Genomic DNA, 17,556 nt, shown 5'->3' with positions numbered 1-17,556 from the left:
CGAAGTGTTGCCGGGGCGTTCGCTTTCCGAACCCCGCGCGAATTACCGGACGCGGTCGTCCGGTTTCCGGACGGGCTCGAACGACCGCGATCCTCCGCTGACTTGAGGCGAATCCGTCGCTCAGCCGTCCACGGAGCTGGAGCGATCCGTCGCTCAGCCCACTACGGACCTGAAGCGATCCGTCGCTCAGTCCTCCGCGGAATTGGCGGCCGTCGCCGTCTTGGCGGCCGTCTTCTTCGCGGTGGTGGTCTTCTTCGCCGTCGTCTTCTTCGCGGTAGTGGTCTTCTTCGCCGCTGTCTTCTTGGCCGTCGTCTTCTTCGCCGGCGCCTTCTTGGCCGCCTTCTTCGCGGTCTTCTTCGCCGGACCCTTGGCGCGCTTCTCGGCGAGCAGCTCGAAGCCGCGCTCCGGGGTGATCGTCTCGACGCTGTCGCCGGAGCGCAGGGTCGCGTTGGTCTCGCCGTCGGTGACGTACGGGCCGAAGCGGCCGTCCTTGACCACGACCGGCTTCTCGCTCACCGGGTCCGTGCCGAGCTCCTTCAGCGGCGGCTTGGCCGCCGCCCGGCCACGCTGCTTGGGCTGGGCGTAGATCGCCAGCGCCTCCTCCAGCGTGATCGTGAACAGCTGCTCCTCGGCCTGCAGCGAGCGCGAGTCGGTCCCCTTCTTCAGGTACGGGCCGTAGCGGCCGTTCTGCGCGGTGATCTCCTGGCCCTCGGCGTCGGTGCCGACGACACGCGGCAGCGACATCAGCTTGAGGGCGTCGTCGAGGGTCACCGTGTCCAGGGACATCGTCTTGAACAGGGACGCCGTGCGCGGCTTGACGGCGTTCTTGCCCGTCTTCGGGGTGCCCTCGGGGAGGACTTCCGTCACGTACGGGCCATAGCGGCCGTCCTTGGCTACGATCGCGTGGCCGGTCGCCGGGTCCGTACCCAGCTCGAAGTCGCCGCTGGGCTTGGCGAGCAGTTCCTCCGCGAGGTCGACGGTCAGCTCGTCGGGCGCCAGGTCGGCGGGGATGTCGGCGCGCTGATGCTGCTCGGTGTCCTTCTCGCCGCGCTCGATGTACGGGCCGTAGCGGCCGACCCGCAGCACGATGTCATGGGCCACCGGGAACGACGACACCTCGCGCGCGTCGATCGCGCCCAGGTCCGTCACCAGCTCCTTGAGGCCGCCGAGGTGGTCCCCGTCGCCGTTGCCCGCGTCGGCGGCGGCGCCGCCGACCGTGCCCTCGCCGAAGTAGAACCGCTTCAGCCACGGCACGGACTGCGCCTCACCGCGGGCGATCCGGTCGAGGTCGTCCTCCATCTTGGCGGTGAAGTCGTAGTCGACGAGCCGCCCGAAGTGCTTCTCCAGGAGGTTGACCACGGCGAAGGACAGGAAGGACGGCACCAGGGCCGTGCCCTTCTTGAACACGTAGCCGCGGTCCAGGATCGTGCCGATGATCGACGCGTACGTCGACGGGCGGCCGATCTCGCGCTCTTCCAGCTCCTTGACCAGGGAGGCCTCGGTGTAGCGGGCCGGGGGCTTGGTGGCGTGCCCGTCGACCGTGATCTCCTCGGCGCTCAGGGCGTCGCCCTCGGAGACCTGCGGCAGCCGGCGCTCGCGGTCGTCCAGCTCGGCGTTCGGGTCGTCGGCGCCCTCGACGTAGGCCTTCAGGAAGCCGTGGAAGGTGATCGTCTTGCCGGACGCGCTGAACTCGACGTCCCGGCCGTCGGCCGCCGTGCCGCCGATCTTCACCGTGACGCTGTTGCCGGTCGCGTCCTTCATCTGGGAGGCGACGGTCCGCTTCCAGATCAGCTCGTACAACTTGAACTGGTCACCGGTCAGTCCGGTCTCGGCGGGAGTGCGGAAACGGTCACCCGAGGGGCGGATCGCCTCGTGGGCCTCCTGCGCGTTCTTGACCTTCCCGGCGTACGTCCTAGGCTGCGGCGGCAGGTAGTCGGCGCCGTACAGCTGCGTGACCTGGGCGCGGGCGGCGGAGACCGCCGTGTCGCTCAGGGTCGTGGAGTCCGTACGCATGTAGGTGATGTAGCCGTTCTCGTACAGCTTCTGCGCGACCTGCATCGTGGCCTTCGCGCCGAAGCCGAGCTTGCGGCTGGCTTCCTGCTGCAGCGTCGTCGTACGGAACGGGGCGTACGGCGAGCGGCGGTACGGCTTGGACTCGACGGAGCGCACGGCGAACCGCGTCTGCTCCAGGGCGGCGGCCAGGGCGCGGGCGTTCGCCTCGTCGAGGTGGAGGGTGTTCGCGCTCTTCAGTTGTCCCAGGGAGTCGAAGTCGCGGCCCTGCGCGACCCGCCTGCCGTCGACGGTCTGCAGGCGCGCGACCAGCGACGACGGGTCCGACGGATCTCCCGCGCGGCCGGTCGCGAAGGTGCCCGTCAGGTCCCAGTACTCAGCCGAACGAAAGGCGATGCGCTCACGTTCCCGCTCCACGACGAGACGGGTCGCGACCGACTGGACACGGCCCGCGGACAGCCGCGGCATGACCTTCTTCCACAGGACCGGCGAGACCTCGTAGCCGTAGAGGCGGTCGAGGATGCGGCGGGTCTCCTGGGCGTCGACGAGCTTCTGGTTGAGCTGGCGCGGGTTGGCCACGGCGGCCTGGATCGCGGCCTTGGTGATCTCGTGGAAGACCATCCGCTTGACCGGGACCTTGGGCTTGAGCACCTCCTGGAGGTGCCAGGCGATGGCCTCGCCCTCGCGGTCCTCATCGGTGGCGAGGAAGAGTTCGTCGGACTCCTTCAGGAGGTCCTTGAGCTTCTTGACCTGTGCCTTCTTGTCGGCGTTGACCACATAGATCGGCGCGAAGTCGTGTTCGACGTCCACACCGAGGCGGCGGACCTCGCCGGTGTACTTCTCGGGCACCTCGGCGGCGCCGTTGGGAAGGTCGCGGATGTGCCCGACGCTCGCCTCGACGATGTATCCGGGGCCGAGATAGCCCTTGATCGTCTTCGCCTTGGCGGGCGACTCGACGATGACGAGTCGGCGGCCGCCCTCTGCGGTCTCGCTGGTCGGGGACAACTTCGCTCTTCTCTCCGGTCGACGCTGGGGCCTCCCCGGAGTGCTCACCGGGGCTGGGTACGTGGTGACGCTGCGGAGTGTGACGGTACATCCCGCCCCCGTGTCAAACGGGAAAAGCCCGCAACGGCCACTCGAACGGTAACCCGACTACCACCGATCCTGCCGCCCGGAGTCCCGGGGCCCGGCCTTGCCCTGCGCGGAACGCGACCTCCCGGTCACCGGCGGTTGCGTCGTCGGCGCGACTCTCAGAGGCGGCTGAAGCACCACGCTCCGAGCACCAGGGCGAGCACCGCGACGACGCTCGCGAGGGCCGCCGAGGGGACCGGCCTCACCCCGTCGGCGACGGGCAGGTGCCGCCGCACGCGCATCGTGGTCCAGGCCAGCAGTGCGCCTCCGAACAGGGAGAACACCACTCCCGCGAAGATCGCTGGTTCGCTCTCCATGCCCCGTCGTGCCCCTTTTCCCCTGTCGCGCGTCCCCGGCGACGGGAGGCTGACACGCGTGGGCGGCGGGCAGGCGAACCCGAGGTGAACGCCGGGGCGACGCGACGGTGGATCAAGGGCCTCCGCTTCTCCGTGACCCGTTTCGGACGAGGTGTTCAAATCGACTCGAATTTATTGGCGGGCCCCCTCGACGCCCTCGGGCGGCCGCCCCTCGGCCGGCCGCTCAGCGGACCGGTTCGAGGAACCCCTGCTCGACCAGCAGCCGGATCTGGGCCGGGGTGCGGTCGCGCAAGCGCACCGGGTCCTCGCCGATCAGCTGGGCGATCGCGTCGAGGATGCGGCCGGCGCTCATCGTGCCGTCGCAGACCCCCGCGAAGCCCGCGCCGACCGTGTCCACCCGGGTCGCCCGGCGCATGCCGCGGTTCTGGCGCAGCACGACGTGCTCGGGGTCCTCCGCGCCGGGCAGCCCGACCTGCTCCTGCACGATCTCGGCGGCGAGCCGGAAGTGCCCTTCGAGCAGGGCGGCGTCGTCGTGGTCGCGCAGGTGGTCGAGCCGGTCGAAGTGGGCGCGGATCGTGTCGCCCAGCGGCTGCTCGACCGGGTGCGGCCACTCCTCGACCGTGAGCGAGGGCACGGCGGCGTCCGTCCTGCGCAGGGTGATCCAGCCGAAGCCGACGGCCTTCACCTTGCGCGCCTCGAACTCGTCGAGCCATGCGTCGTACCGCGCCTGGTACTCCGCCGCGTCGCCCTGGTGGTCACCGGCGTCCCGCAGCCACAGCTCGGCGTACTGATTGATGTCCTGCACCTCGCGCTGCACGATCCACGCGTCGCACCCGCGGGGCACCCATGACCTGAGCCTGTCCTGCCAGTCCTCCCCTTCCACGTGCTGCCAGTTGGCGAGGAACTGCGCGAACCCGCCCTGGTTCAGCCGCTCCCCTGCCTCCTGAACGAGCGTGCGGCACAGATCGTCCCCGCCCATCCCGCCGTCGCGGTAGGTGAGCCGGGCGCCGGGCGAGATCACGAACGGCGGGTTGGAGACGATCAGGTCGTACGTCTCGTCGCCCCGGACCGGTTCGAAGAGGGAGCCCTCGCGCAGGGCGGCGGCCGCGGTGCCGGACAGCGCCAGCGTGAGGCCGGTGATGTGCAGGGCGCGCGGGTTGAGGTCGGTGGCCACCACGCGCGTGGCGTGCTGTGCGGCGTGCAGGGCCTGGATGCCGGAGCCGGTGCCGAGGTCGAGTGCCGCGGCGACGGGCGTACGCACGGTGATGCCGGCGAGGGTCGTGGAGGCGCCGCCGACCCCGAGGACGACTCCCTCGTCCCGTCGGCCGATCCCGCCGGCGCCGCCGACCGCGCAGCCGAGGTCCGACACGATGTACCAGTCCTCGCCGCCGGGACCGCCGTAGGGCCGGACGTCGACCGTCGCGGAGATGTCGGTTCCGCCGGTCCGGGTCAGCCAGCCGGTCTCCAGGCAGACGTCGACGGGCAGGACCTCCGCCACGCGCGCGTGCGGCACGGGCTGCTGGAGCAGGAACAGCCGGACGAGCATCTCCAGCGGCGTGTCCCCGCGCGTCGCCCGGAGCGCGGGCACGGTCTCGCTCCGGGCGAGCGCCGCGTACGCGGGGGCGCCGAGCAGGTCGAGCAGCCCGTCGGCGGTGAAGGAGGCCGCGAGCAGGGCGTCCCGGAGCCGGGCGGCGACATCGGGACGGTCGGAGGAGGGCAGCGGGGGCAGGGGTGTCTGGCTGGCGTTACTCACGCCCCCATTGTGGCCGCCGGGGCGGATGCCGCACGTGCCCGTGCAGGGGCGAGCTGCCCCTGCGGCGCGTTTTCCCTCAGCTCTGGGTGGCCCCCGCCGACGCCGTGGCCGCCTTGCAGCTCGGCTGCTGGGCCATCGCCTGGCCGACCTCGCCCTCCTCCAGGTTCCTCAGGGCGTCGTTCCCGCTCTGGCTCAGCTTGTCCAGCTCGGTGGCGATGTCCTTCAGACCGTCGGCGAACTTGCCCTGGTCCTTGGTGTCGAGCTCGTCGACCTGCTTCTTGAGGGAGGCGTACGAGGCGGAGATCGAGTTGAGCTCCTTGACCGCGTCTTTCTGCTTCTTCTCGCCGTTCTCGACGTCGGGCGCCCCGGCCTTGTTCACAGCGTTCCCGATCGCCTTGTAGGCGTCGGACATGTCCTGGAAGGCCTGCGCATCGGTCTTCTGGACGTCCTTCGGCGTGCTGTTGTCCGAGGTCTCCTTCTGGATCGCGGCATTGGCCGACTCGATCTTCTTGGCCTGCGGCTGAACGGCGTCACAGACCTGCTTGGCCCAGGAGTCCAGCTTGTCGTTGCCGTCGTCGCCGCCGCAGCCCGACAGCGCCAGTACCAGTACCGCACCGCCGGACAGTGCGGCCGCGAGCTTCTTGTTCACCGGATTGGTCCCTTCCATGGCTCTCGGCCCCGGAACATACACGCCAGATGCACGACAACCGCACGCCAGTCATCTATTAAGACCGTTTTGTAACCTTTTGCATCAAGCGAGAGAAGGCTCACGCGTGATCGTGTACCCACGCAGCGCGGGCGGACGACACGCCAACGCGTGCCGCCCGCCCGCACCTTGAGCTGGGGCTGGACAAACCTCCCTACGAAACCACCGCCGGATCGGCGGACTTGGGCTGTGATCCGGCGTTGTCTTCATCACCCATGGCGATTCCGCGCCGCTTTGAGACGTACACCGCCCCGGCGATCACCAGGAACGCCAGGACGGCGATCATGATCCGCACCCCGATGCTCCTGTCCGGGCCGTAGGAGAACTTGATCACCGCGGGCGCGATGAGCAGCGAGACCAGGTTCATGACCTTCAGCAGCGGGTTGATCGCGGGGCCCGCGGTGTCCTTGAAGGGGTCGCCGACCGTGTCCCCGATCACCGTCGCCGCATGGGCCTCGCCGCCCTTGCCGCCGTGGTGGCCGTCCTCGACGAGCTTCTTGGCGTTGTCCCAGGCGCCACCGGAGTTGGCGAGGAACACCGCCATCAGCGTGCCCGCGCCGATCGCGCCCGCCAGGAACGCCCCGAGCGCTCCCACACCGAGCGTGAAGCCGATGAAGATGGGAGCCATCACGGCCAGCAGACCGGGCGTGGCGAGCTCGCGCAGGGCGTCCTTGGTGCAGATGTCGACGACCTTGCCGTACTCCGGTTTCTCGCTGTAGTCCATGATCCCGGGCTTCTCACGGAACTGCCGGCGCACCTCGTAGACCACCGAACCCGCCGACCGGGACACGGCGTTGATCGCGAGCCCCGAGAAGAGAAAGACGACCGCCGCGCCTGCGACGAGACCCACGAGGTTGTTGGGCTGCGAGATGTCCATCATCAGGCTCATCGGGGCGCCTTCCCCGCTGAGTTTCTCGCCCACGTCCCGTGCGCCGGTGATGATCGCGTCGCGGTAGGACCCGAACAGCGCCGCCGCCGCGAGCACGGCCGTGGCGATCGCGATGCCCTTGGTGATCGCCTTGGTGGTGTTGCCGACCGCGTCCAGGTTGGTGAGCACCTGCGCGCCCGCGCCCTCGACGTCACCGGACATCTCCGCGATGCCCTGGGCGTTGTCGGAGACCGGCCCGAAGGTGTCCATCGCGACGATCACACCGACCGTGGTGAGCAGGCCGGTGCCGGCCAGCGCCACCGCGAACAGCGCCAGCATGATCGAGGTGCCGCCGAGCAGGAACGCCCCGTACACACCGAGCCCGATCAACAGGGCGGTGTAGACGGCCGATTCGAGACCGACGGAGATACCGGCGAGGACAACGGTGGCCGGGCCGGTGAGCGAGGTCTTGCCGATGTCCCTCACGGGCCGGCGGGTGGTCTCGGTGAAGTAGCCGGTCAGTTGCTGGATGAGGGCGGCGAGCACGATGCCGATGGCCACCGCGACCAGCGCGAGGACCCGCGGGTCGCCGTCCTTGCCCAGGATCGCGGTGTCGGTGACCCCGTCGAGCTCGGAGTACTTCCCCGGCAGGTACACGAAGACGGCGACCGCGACCAGCACCAGCGAGATCACCGCGGAGATGAAGAACCCCCGGTTGATGGCGCTCATGCCGCTGCGGTCGGCGCGCCGGGGCGCCACCGCGAAGATGCCGATCATGGCGGTGATCACACCGATCGCCGGCACGAGCAGCGGGAAGCCGAGCCCCACGTCGCCGAAGGCCGCCGAGCCCAGGATGAGCGCGGCGACCAGGGTCACGGCGTACGACTCGAAGAGGTCGGCCGCCATGCCCGCGCAGTCGCCGACGTTGTCGCCCACGTTGTCGGCGATGGTCGCGGCATTGCGCGGATCGTCCTCCGGAATGCCCTGTTCGACCTTGCCGACCAGGTCGGCGCCGACGTCGGCGGCCTTGGTGAAGATGCCGCCGCCGACCCGCATGAACATCGCGATCAGCGCGGCTCCGAGACCGAACCCCTCGAGCACCTTGGGCGCGTCGGCCGCGTAGACCAGCACGACGCAGGACGCGCCGAGCAGGCCGAGGCCCACGGTGAACATGCCGACCACGCCACCCGTACGAAAGGCGATCTTCATCGCCTTGTGCGAGACGGCGGTCAGATCCTTTTCCGGCTCGCCTTCGGCCGGGGTCGCTTCACGTGCCGCCGCGGCGACACGCACATTGCTGCGCACGGCGAGCCACATGCCGATATAGCCGGTGGCCGCCGAGAACGCCGCTCCGATCAGAAAGAACACCGACCGTCCGGCACGCTGGCTCCAGTCGTCCGCGGGCAGCAGCATGAGCAGGAAGAACACGACCACGGCGAATACGCCGAGCGTGCGCAGTTGCCGGGCCAGATAGGCGTTGGCGCCTTCCTGGACCGCTGCCGCGATCTTCTTCATGCTGTCGGTGCCCTCGCCGGCCGCGAGCACCTGGCGCACCAGGACGCCCGCGACCGCCAGCGCCGCCAGGGCGACGACCGCGATGACCACGATGAGAACGCGGTTGCCATCGGTCAGTACGGCGGCTGCGAGGTCTGTGGGATGGCCCGACTGTGATGAGAGGGAAAGCCCCGCCATTCGTCCTCCTTGACGCTTGGGCTGAGCTCAAGATGTGGACGGGATTGTAGGTATCGGAACCTGATCAAAACAGAGCGCGATAAACGGAATTGGCCTTCCGGGGTAATGCCCTGAAAGCATTCTGGGACTACCGGGAGCACGCGAATGATCGTGAACGAATTCACGCATTGAACGGCTCAGGAACTACTGTAAAGGCGACCACTGACACCCGCACATGACGAAGGGCCCCACGGGTGGGGCCCTTCGGAAGAACGGGTGTGCGCGGTGGCGGTGTCAGACCAGAATCGTCGGCGGCGGCGTGGTCGGCCAGGTCATCTTGATCAGCCCGCCGTGCTCGCCCGCGCTGACCTCGACGTCGTCGACGAGACCGCTGATGACCGCGAGGCCCATCTCGTCCTCGTCGGCCTCACCGTCGGAGTCGCCGGGTCCGTCGCCGGGGGCGCGCCCGCCGGCCACCATGTGCGGGGCCTCGTCGCCGACCTCGATGGAGAACTGCTTCTCCTCCTCGATCAGCAGCACCTTCACCGGTGCCGAGATCCCGACGGTCTGGTGCAGCCCGACCGCCCGGCTGCACGCCTCGCCGACGGCGAGCCTGACCTCGTCGAGGACGGCCTCGTCCACTCCGGCCCTGCGCGCCACCGCTGCCGCCACCAGCCGGGCGGTCCTGACGTGCTCGGGCAGCGCGCTGAAGCGGAGCTCAACGGTGGCCATGCATCCCCCTCGCAACTTCGGGCGTGCTGTCGAGAGGCTCCGGGCCGCCGAAGCCCGGGCCCCCTCGGTCTTCTTTCGCCGACCGTCGGCCGTCCCGGGCACATGGCCCGGGACCGGCGTCAGTCGGTGGCCGCAACCGCTTCCTCGACCGAGGTGTGAATCGGGAACACCTTGGTGAGGCCGGTGATACGGAAGATCTTCAGAATGCGCTCCTGGTTGCAGACCAGGCGCAGTGAGCCCTCATGGGCTCGCACACGCTTCAGGCCGCCGACCAGTACGCCGAGTCCGGTGGAGTCGAGGAAGTCCACGCCCTCCATGTCGACGACAAGGTGGAAACTGCCGTCGTTCACCAGCTCGACCAACTGCTCGCGCAGCTTGGGCGCGGTATATACGTCGATTTCGCCACCGACCCTGACGATCGTGCGATCGCCCATGGTTTCGGTCGACAGGGACAGGTCCACGGATCCTCCAGCACCTTGCTATCGAGCGGTCGCCCTTGGGGCATTCGGCTTCAGCCCCTGGACGCTTCGCCAGCCGCGATGGCATTCAATCACTTACCGGCAGGCGTGCACGACGCCTTGGCTCCATTGTCCGTCACTCCAGTGACACACTCGGTGCCGATGGCCAAGAATCACCGATCCGATCGGACCCCGACGGGCCCCGCCTCCCGGCCCGCGCCGGGCGCGGTCCTGGACCGCCTCGCGTCCGGTCCGGGCAGGGCTTCGCGCATTACTCATACGGAGCACTTGCCCCCGCGCGAGGGTCGGCATGCCGTCTGGCCCGACCGGATCCGCGCGGAGGTCGTGGCGGCCGTGCGGGCCGCGGGCATCGAGCATCCCTGGGCCCACCAGGCACGGGCGGCCGAGCACGCCCTGGACGGCGAGTCCGTCGTCGTCGCCACCGGCACGGCCTCCGGCAAGTCCCTGGCCTATCTCGTGCCGGTCCTGTCCACCCTCCTGGAGGGTGCCGAGGCCCCGAACGGCCGCGGCGCGACCGCCCTCTACCTTGCTCCGACCAAGGCGCTCGCGGCGGACCAGTGCCGGTCGGTGAAGGAACTTTCACACCCGCTGGGCCATTCGGTGCGCGCGGCCGTGTACGACGGCGATACTCCGTTCGAGGAACGCGAGTGGATCCGCCAGTACGGCAACTACGTCCTGACCAACCCGGACATGCTGCATCGGGGCATCCTGCCCTCCCACCCCCGCTGGTCCTCCTTCCTGAAGTCACTGAAGTACGTCGTCGTCGACGAGTGCCACACCTACCGCGGTGTCTTCGGCTCGCACGTCGCCCAGGTGCTGCGCCGACTGCGCCGTCTGTGCGCCCGCTACGGCGCGTCGCCCGTGTTCCTGCTGGCCTCGGCGACGGCCGCGGAGCCCTCGGTGGCCGCCCGCCGCCTCACCGGCCTGCCGGTGCTGGAGGTGGCCGACGACGCCTCCCCACGCGGTGAACTGGTGTTCGCCCTCTGGGAACCGCCGCTGACCGAGCTGCACGGCGAGAAGGGCGCCCCTGTCCGCCGCACGGCCACCGCCGAGGCCGCCGACCTGCTGACCGACCTCACCGTGCAGGGCGTGCGCTCGGTCGCCTTCGTCCGGTCCCGGCGTGGCGCCGAGCTGATCTCGGTCATCTCCCAGGAGCGTCTCGCCGAGGTGGACCGGTCCCTGACCCGGCGTGTCGCGGCGTACCGGGGCGGCTATCTCCCGGAAGAACGCCGCGCTCTCGAACAAGCCCTCCATTCGGGTGAACTCCTGGGCCTCGCCGCGACGAACGCCCTCGAACTCGGCATTGACATCTCCGGCCTCGACGCGGTCGTCATCGCCGGCTACCCGGGCACCCGGGCCTCCCTGTGGCAGCAGGCGGGCCGGGCCGGACGGTCCGGACAGGGGGCGCTGGCCGTCCTGGTCGCCCGCGACGACCCGCTGGACACCTTCCTCGTCCACCACCCCGAGGCCCTGTTCGACCAGCCCGTCGAATCGACCGTCCTCGACCCCGACAACCCCTACGTCCTCGCCCCGCACCTGTGCGCGGCCGCGGCGGAGCTGCCCCTGACGGACGAGGACCTCGGGCTGTTCGGCCCGGCCAGCGAGGGTCTGCTGCCCCAGCTGGAGGCCGCGAAGCTGCTGCGCCGCCGCACCAGGGCCTGGCACTGGACCCGCCGCGAGCGCGCCGCCGACCTGACCGACATCCGCGGGGAGGGCGGGCGCCCTGTCCAGGTCGTCGAGACCGGCACGGGCCGGCTGCTCGGCACGGTCGACGCCGGCGCCGCGCACTCGACGGTCCACGAGGGGGCGGTCCACCTCCACCAGGGCCGCACCTATCTGGTGCGGTCGCTGGACCTGGAGGACTCCGTCGCGCTCGTCGAGGAGGCCGCCCCGCCCTACTCCACGGTCGCCCGCGACACCACGTCCATCTCCGTCCTGGAGACGGACGTGGAGATCCCCTGGGGCGACGGCCGCCTCTGCTACGGCTCCGTCGAGGTCACCAACCAGGTCGTCTCCTTCCTGCGCCGCCGGCTCATCACGGGTGAGGTCCTGGGCGAGACGAAGCTCGACCTTCCTCCCCGTACGCTGCGCACCCGCGCCGTGTGGTGGACCGTCACCGAGGACCAGCTGGACCGCGCCCGGATCAACCCGGAGATCCTCGGTGGCTCCCTGCACGCCGCCGAACACGCGTCGATCGGCCTGCTGCCCCTCTTCGCGACCTGCGACCGCTGGGACATCGGCGGCGTCTCGATCCCGCTCCACCCCGACACGCTCCTGCCCACGGTCTTCGTCTACGACGGCCACCCGGGCGGTGCGGGCTTCGCGGAGCGCGCCTTCCACACCGCCCGCACCTGGCTGACCGCCACCCGCCAGGCCATCGCGTCCTGCGAGTGCGACGCCGGCTGCCCGTCCTGCATCCAGTCCCCCAAGTGCGGCAACGGCAACGACCCGCTGCACAAGAGGGGGGCGGTGCGGCTCCTCACGGTGTTGCTGGAGGGGGCACCGGAGGAAAAGGAGCCGGGGGACGAGGCGCCGTCCCCTCCGAAGCCGCCGAGTGGCCCGGCGGAGCCGTCGGAGGCCCCGCCCGCGCCCTGACCTCCACCGTGAACGGTCCCCGGCCCGACGCCACCGTCACGTCGGAAACGTCACCGGCGACCTCGCACCGCACGAGCCGCACACCCTGCGCCCCGGCCACCCGGCCGGCCCGGGCGCAGGCCGTCGTGCCGCCGTCGGCCCAGTGATCCGCCGCGGCGAGCGCCGCGAGATCGGCCCCGCCCGCCGCACGATGCCGGACGACCACGGCCTGCCCGAGCGCGAGAACGACACCGAACACCACGCACAACACGGCGATCGCCCCGACGCTCCAGACGGTGGCGGAGCCGCGGTCCGACCCCACCACCGCTCGGCCCCCTCTCACGTGCCCACCGCCTCCTCCACCGACGCCACGGCCTCCTCGCGCACGGCGAAGGACAGACCCCGCAGCACCGGCGGTTCGGCCACGACGGTCACCCGGACGTGCTCCGCGTCCCGGCTGACCGTCACCTTCGCGCCGGGCGGCGCCGCCTCGCGGGTCAGTCTCACGACCGCGCCGGGCGGGTCCTGGCGGGCCGCGGCACGCGCGCCCGTCCGCGCCGCGTCCACGCATTGAATCTGCGCGGCCACGACCAGCAGCCCCCACACCAGCGCCATCGCGAACATCACCAGCACCGGCAGCACCACGGCCGATTCCGCCGTGACGAATCCCCGGTCCGCGCCCCGCTCACATCCGCGCATTGAGGGCGTCCTTCACGATCTTCTGCAGCTCCGCGCTGACCGCGCCGCTCGTGACGACCTTGTAGAGCACCACGGCGAACGCCACCGCCGCGACGATCCCCATCGCGTACTCGGAGGTGACCATCCCACCGTCCCGCCGCGCCGCGCGCATCCCGCACACCAGGGCACACAGCCGTGCCCGTACCACCTGATACATCTCAACCCCCGTAGGAAAGAGTCAGAACCACCATCGTTTGTCCCTCACGTGCTCCGGGTCCGTCGCCGCGTCACCCACCACCCCCTCCGAGCACCCCGCCCGCGAGTCCGATCACCACGGGCAGCACACCGACCGCGATGAACGCGGGCAGGAAACACAGCCCGACCGGGGCGCTGACCATCACGCCCGCTCGACGGGCCCTGGCCGTGGCGGCGCGGCCCCAGTCGGCCCGGGCCTCAGCCGCGAGCCGTGCGACCGGCACGGCCGCGGGCAGCCCGGACACATCGGCCCGTTCGAGCAGCCGGGCCAGCCCTTCGGCGCCCGGCACAGCACTCAACCGCCGCCACGCCGAGCCCGGTTCGCCACCCAGCCGCACCTCCGCCGCACCCCGGGCGAGGGCATCGCCGACGGGGCCGCCCAAGGCCTCACCCACCGCCCGGGCCGCGATCACCGGGCCGGCGCCCGCCGCGATGCAGGCCGCCAGCAGGTCGGCGGCGAGAGGCAGTTGCCGTGCCGCCTCCGCGAGGTCGGGGGCGCCCGGGTCCGCGTCGGCCGTCTCCCTGCTCGATCGCCACCGCCACACCCCCACCGCCCCGGCCAGTCCCACGGCGGCCCCCGTGAGGCCACCGATCAGCACCCAACCGGCGCACGCCACGCCCACCGGAGCCAGCCAGGTCCGTGCGGCCCGGCGCCAGGCCGGCCGCCGGAGAGGAACCGTTGCCCGCCGCACCCCCGACAGCTCGGTCAGTCGACGGCGCATCCTGCGACGGCGCCGCGCCCGGACCAGCCGGCGCGCCAGCCATCCGGCGACCAGCACGATCCCCACGGCCGCCCCCAGCCTGTGGACGACATCCCCGCTCATGCCGCCGCCTCCGCGCCCCGCACGATCCGCCGCACCCACCACAGCCCCAGGCCCTCCAGCACCCCGCCGGCCACGAGACAGCCCAGGCCCGCCCCGGTGTGCAGCAGGACGTGGAGGGGGTCGGCCCCGAGGGCGGTCCCGATGAGAAGTCCCAGCGCGGGCAGCCCGGCGAGCATCACCGCCGTGGCCCGGGCCCCCGCCAACTGGGCCCGCAGATCACACTGCTGGTCGCGTTCGGCGCGCAGGGCGGCGGCGAGCCGGTCGAGTCCGGCCGCGAGCCCCGCGCCCTGGTCGACGGCCACCCGCCAGCACGCCGCGAGTCCGCGCAGGCCCTCGGCGCCCGGTTGCCGTGCCGCCGTGGCGAGCGTGTCCGGCACGTCACCGCCGAACCGCGCCGCGGCCAGCACCGTGGGCTGGGCGTCCGCGAGACCGTCGCAGTCCCGGGCGGCCCGGAGCAGCGCCTCACCCGGCTGGCGTCCGGCCCGCACCTCGCCGCCGAGCGCCCCGCACAACGCGATCACCGCGTCGGTCCGGCGTTCTCGGTCCCGCCGCGCCCGGCCGGCCAGCCGGGCCCGCCGCAGCAACGGCACCCCGGCCGCGCCCAGGACGATCGGCAGCACAGACGCCCCGAGCACCGCCAGCACCAGCCCGGCCACCGCCGACCACCACTCGGCCCGCAGCCGCCCACGGACGCGGCGCAGGTCACCGGCCGCGCTCCGCCAACCGAGGGGCCCTCTCCGGGCGGGGCCACCGTCCGCGAGCAACCACCGCGCCCGCCGTGCCGTCTCCTCCCGCTCGCCCAGCATCCAGACAGCCGCCCCCATGCACATCCCGGCCGCACCCACCGTCATCTCAGGCACCCCCGTCATCGCTTCCCCCCTGGTCCGCACCCGGCTCGATCCCACTCGTCCCGCCCCGCAGCAGCCCCCTCAGCCGCTCCCATCCGCGCTCGCGCACGAACGCCTCCGCTCCCCACCGCAGCGCCGGTAGCGTCCGCACCAGGCCCGACGCGTCCCGTTCCAGGACGTGCACCTCGGCGATCCGCCGCCGCCCGGCCCGGTCGCGCACCAGGTGCAGCACCACGGAGAGGGCGGCCGCCAACTGGCTGTGCAATGCGGCCCGGTCCAGGCCCGCCGCCGTGCCGAGCGCCTCCAACCGGGCGGGCACATCGGCGGCGGCGTTGGCGTGCACGGTCCCGCACCCGCCCTCGTGGCCGGTGTTCAACGCGGCCAGCAGGTGCACCACTTCGGGCCCGCGCACCTCGCCCACGACCAGCCGGTCGGGCCGCATCCGCAGGGCCTGGCGCACCAGATCCTCCAGCGTGACGAGGCCCGCGCCCTCCTGGTTGGCGGGTCTGGTCTCCAGTCGCACGACGTGCGGGTGGTCGGGCCGCAGCTCCGCCGAGTCCTCGGCGAGGACGATCCGCTCCCTGGGCCCCACCAGCCCCAGCAGGGCACTCAGCAGCGTCGTCTTGCCGGTGCCGGTGCCGCCGCTGACGAGGAAGGACAGCCGGGCGTCGAGCAGGGCGCGCAGCATGCGGTCCCCGCCCGGCGGCACGGTGCCCGCCGCGACCAGTTCGCCGAGTGTGAAGGCACGCGGCCTCACGACCCGCAGGGACAGGCACGCGCAGCCCACGGCCACCGGCGGCAGCACCGCGTGCAGCCGCGTCCCGTCGGGCAGCCGGGCGTCGGCCCAGGGCCGGGCGTCGTCGAGGCGGCGTCCGGCCACGGCGGCGAGACGCTGGGCGAGCCGTCGCACGGCCGCCGCGTCCGCGAACCGCACCTGCGTCAGCTCCAGTCCGCCGCCCCGGTCCACCCAGATCCGGTCCGGTGCCGACACCAGCACGTCCGTCACCGACGGATCGGCGAGGAGCGGCTCCAGCGGTCCGCTGCCGACCAGTTCGGAGCGCAACTGCGCTGCGGCGCCGAGGACTTCGGCGTCCCCGAGGACCCGTCCTTGCTCCCGCAGGGCCTGCGCCACGCGCGCGGGGGTCGGCTCGGCCCCGCTCTCGGCCAGCCACCGCCGCACCCCGTCCAGCAGCGCCGCGCCCTCGAGCCCCGCCAGGGTGCTCATGCCGTACCCGCCTCGATGAGCGCGCGCTCCCAGAACCCCTTGCAGAACCGGGCCAGCGGTCCGCGCGGGGCGCCGCCCGGGGGTGCCATGCCCGCATCCGGGCGCGCCAGCCCAGGTTCGACCGGCACCTCGCCGACCAGGGGCAGTCCGAGCAGCCGGGCCACCTCGCGGTCGTCGAGCCCGGGCGGGTACGGCCCGCGGACCGCCACCCGCAGGTCCCGCAGAACCATGCCGACCGCGGAGGCGACCCGCCCCGCGGCCGCGACGGCCCGCAGCTCGGCGGGCACCACCAGAACGCCCACGTCCAGCTGGGAGAGGACCTCGGCGACGCCGTCGTCGATCCGGCGCGGAAGGTCGACCACGACGGTGCCGCCCCGGCGCCGGGCCGCCGCGAGCACCGCGCGCACCGCCTGCGGCGGGACCGCGATCCGGTCACCGCGGTCCCAGCTGAGCACCCGCAGTGCGTGCAGCTCGGGCAGCGACTCCTCCAGGGCTCCGCCACCGACCCTTCCGCGCGAGGACGCGAACGCGGGCCAGCGCAGTCCTTCGGCCGTCTCACCGCCGAGGAGCACGTCGAGTCCGCCGCCCAGCGGATCGGCGTCCACCAGGAGGGTGCGCAGCCCCTCCCGCGCGGAGGTGACGGCCAGGGCGCACGCGAGCGTGGACGCCCCGGCACCGCCCCGGCCGCCGATGACGCCGACGGTGAGGGCGGGCCGGCCGACACCCTCGGCCACGTCGGCGATGCGGTCGACCAGCCACTGCTCGCCGTCGGGCAGCATCAGGACGTGCTCGGCGCCGATCTCGACGGCCCGCCGCCACACCCCGGAGTCGTCCTGGTCCCGGCCGACGAGGACGACGCCCCTTCTGCGCGCGGCCCCGCGTACCCGCCGCGCGGCGTCGTCGCCGACCAGGACGAGCGGGGCGGCCTCCCAGCTGCCCCTGCGCTCCGGCACCCCGTGGTGCACTTCGGGTGTGGCGCCGGCTGCCGCGCACAGGCGCAGCAGATCGTCGAGGAGCTCGGTGTCCTCGGTGACGATCAGCGGTCCCCCCTGCCGCCCTCCGGCGGCCGGCGGCGGATCGTGTGTGACGGTTCCGGCCACGGTTTCCAACCCCCTTCGCTGCACGACTCGCGCGGCCCCTGCGGCCCCGTGATTCCCATACGTGGGAAGAACCGACAAGCGGCCTCCCTGTGAACGGCCGACAGAATCCGGCCAAACGCCCCCGGGTACTCGGAACCGGCCATGAACTCGCCGCGAGCGGGACGCGTTGGAATCACGGTGCAGCGATCCCGGAAATCGTGTGGATCTTGGTCAATAACTGTGGACGTCCCGGGAGTTGTGAATATCGCCGTCACCCATACCGGTGAGCGGCTCGGCCCCCTGCGCACCACTCCCGCAGAGCAGCCCGTCGGCTACACACCGTAGTAAGTCATGAGCATGACAACACTGCACGGGCAGTCGCACGGGAGCAGCCGTCAGGCCGCGC

At 71.9% G+C, this 17,556-nt stretch carries 15 protein-coding genes; 1 reads left to right on the top strand and 14 read right to left on the bottom strand.

Annotation, left to right across the window (positions count from 1 at the left end):
- Positions 1-186: 186 nt before the first annotated feature.
- From topA to bldG, 7 genes are all read right to left on the bottom strand, one after another.
- Positions 187-3,015: a type I DNA topoisomerase gene (gene topA, locus AB0F04_RS23320; protein ID WP_362044085.1), complete on the bottom strand. Its 2,829-nt coding sequence runs from the start codon at positions 3,013-3,015 to the stop codon at positions 187-189.
- 245 nt (positions 3,016-3,260) lie between these two features.
- Positions 3,261-3,458 (bottom strand): hypothetical protein, encoded by a 198-nt coding sequence (locus AB0F04_RS23315; RefSeq protein ID WP_362044083.1) that lies wholly within the window; start codon positions 3,456-3,458, stop codon positions 3,261-3,263.
- Between the two features lie 223 nt (positions 3,459-3,681).
- Complete coding sequence (locus AB0F04_RS23310; protein WP_362044081.1) at positions 3,682-5,211, bottom strand: methyltransferase; 1,530 nt, start codon at positions 5,209-5,211, stop codon at positions 3,682-3,684.
- Positions 5,212-5,287: 76 nt separating this feature from the next.
- Positions 5,288-5,878, bottom strand: coding sequence for a small secreted protein (locus tag AB0F04_RS23305; protein WP_362044079.1), 591 nt, complete (start codon positions 5,876-5,878; stop codon positions 5,288-5,290).
- A 193-nt stretch (positions 5,879-6,071) separates the two neighbouring features.
- Positions 6,072-8,477 (bottom strand): sodium-translocating pyrophosphatase, encoded by a 2,406-nt coding sequence (locus AB0F04_RS23300; protein ID WP_362044077.1) that lies wholly within the window; start codon positions 8,475-8,477, stop codon positions 6,072-6,074.
- A gap of 273 nt (positions 8,478-8,750) precedes the next feature.
- On the bottom strand, positions 8,751-9,188 hold the full coding sequence (locus AB0F04_RS23295) for an ATP-binding protein (RefSeq protein ID WP_362044075.1): 438 nt from the start codon (positions 9,186-9,188) through the stop codon (positions 8,751-8,753).
- Positions 9,189-9,307: 119 nt separating this feature from the next.
- Positions 9,308-9,649, bottom strand: coding sequence for an anti-sigma factor antagonist BldG (gene bldG / locus AB0F04_RS23290; RefSeq protein ID WP_003991900.1), 342 nt, complete (start codon positions 9,647-9,649; stop codon positions 9,308-9,310).
- A gap of 78 nt (positions 9,650-9,727) precedes the next feature.
- Between bldG and AB0F04_RS23285 the strand changes: the two genes are divergently transcribed.
- The gene (locus AB0F04_RS23285; RefSeq protein WP_362044073.1) at positions 9,728-12,262 is read left to right on the top strand and encodes a DEAD/DEAH box helicase; all 2,535 of its coding nucleotides are present in this window, start codon (positions 9,728-9,730) and stop codon (positions 12,260-12,262) included.
- Here the strand turns inward: AB0F04_RS23285 and AB0F04_RS23280 are convergent.
- The 7 genes from AB0F04_RS23280 to ssd all read right to left on the bottom strand — a co-directional run bounded on the left by AB0F04_RS23280 (position 12,147) and on the right by ssd (position 17,171).
- Positions 12,147-12,584 (bottom strand): Rv3654c family TadE-like protein, encoded by a 438-nt coding sequence (locus AB0F04_RS23280; protein ID WP_362044071.1) that lies wholly within the window; start codon positions 12,582-12,584, stop codon positions 12,147-12,149. The genes AB0F04_RS23285 and AB0F04_RS23280 overlap by 116 nt on opposite strands.
- The gene (locus AB0F04_RS23275) at positions 12,581-12,940 is read right to left on the bottom strand and encodes a TadE family type IV pilus minor pilin (protein ID WP_362044069.1); all 360 of its coding nucleotides are present in this window, start codon (positions 12,938-12,940) and stop codon (positions 12,581-12,583) included. Before AB0F04_RS23275 ends, AB0F04_RS23280 begins: the two co-directional genes overlap by 4 nt.
- Positions 12,927-13,136: a DUF4244 domain-containing protein gene (locus AB0F04_RS23270; RefSeq protein WP_362044067.1), complete on the bottom strand. Its 210-nt coding sequence runs from the start codon at positions 13,134-13,136 to the stop codon at positions 12,927-12,929. Before AB0F04_RS23270 ends, AB0F04_RS23275 begins: the two co-directional genes overlap by 14 nt.
- Positions 13,137-13,206: 70 nt before the next feature.
- Positions 13,207-13,998, bottom strand: coding sequence for a type II secretion system F family protein (locus tag AB0F04_RS23265; protein WP_362044065.1), 792 nt, complete (start codon positions 13,996-13,998; stop codon positions 13,207-13,209).
- Positions 13,995-14,867, bottom strand: a complete 873-nt coding sequence (locus AB0F04_RS23260; RefSeq protein ID WP_362044063.1) for a type II secretion system F family protein — start codon at positions 14,865-14,867, stop codon at positions 13,995-13,997. The genes AB0F04_RS23265 and AB0F04_RS23260 overlap by 4 nt, the downstream gene beginning before the upstream one ends.
- Positions 14,851-16,071, bottom strand: coding sequence for a TadA family conjugal transfer-associated ATPase (locus tag AB0F04_RS23255; protein WP_362044061.1), 1,221 nt, complete (start codon positions 16,069-16,071; stop codon positions 14,851-14,853). Before AB0F04_RS23255 ends, AB0F04_RS23260 begins: the two co-directional genes overlap by 17 nt.
- Positions 16,068-17,171, bottom strand: a complete 1,104-nt coding sequence (gene ssd, locus AB0F04_RS23250) for a septum site-determining protein Ssd (RefSeq protein ID WP_362044059.1) — start codon at positions 17,169-17,171, stop codon at positions 16,068-16,070. The genes AB0F04_RS23255 and ssd overlap by 4 nt, the downstream gene beginning before the upstream one ends.
- Between the last annotated feature and the right edge of the window lie 385 nt (positions 17,172-17,556).

It is taken from the genome of Streptomyces sp. NPDC029041 (assembly GCF_040637515.1).
In the GTDB taxonomy this organism is placed as follows: Bacteria; Actinomycetota; Actinomycetes; order Streptomycetales; family Streptomycetaceae; genus Streptomyces.
The sequence above is the reverse complement of the archived record's forward strand: the minus strand, read 5'-3'. Positions and strand labels throughout refer to the sequence as shown.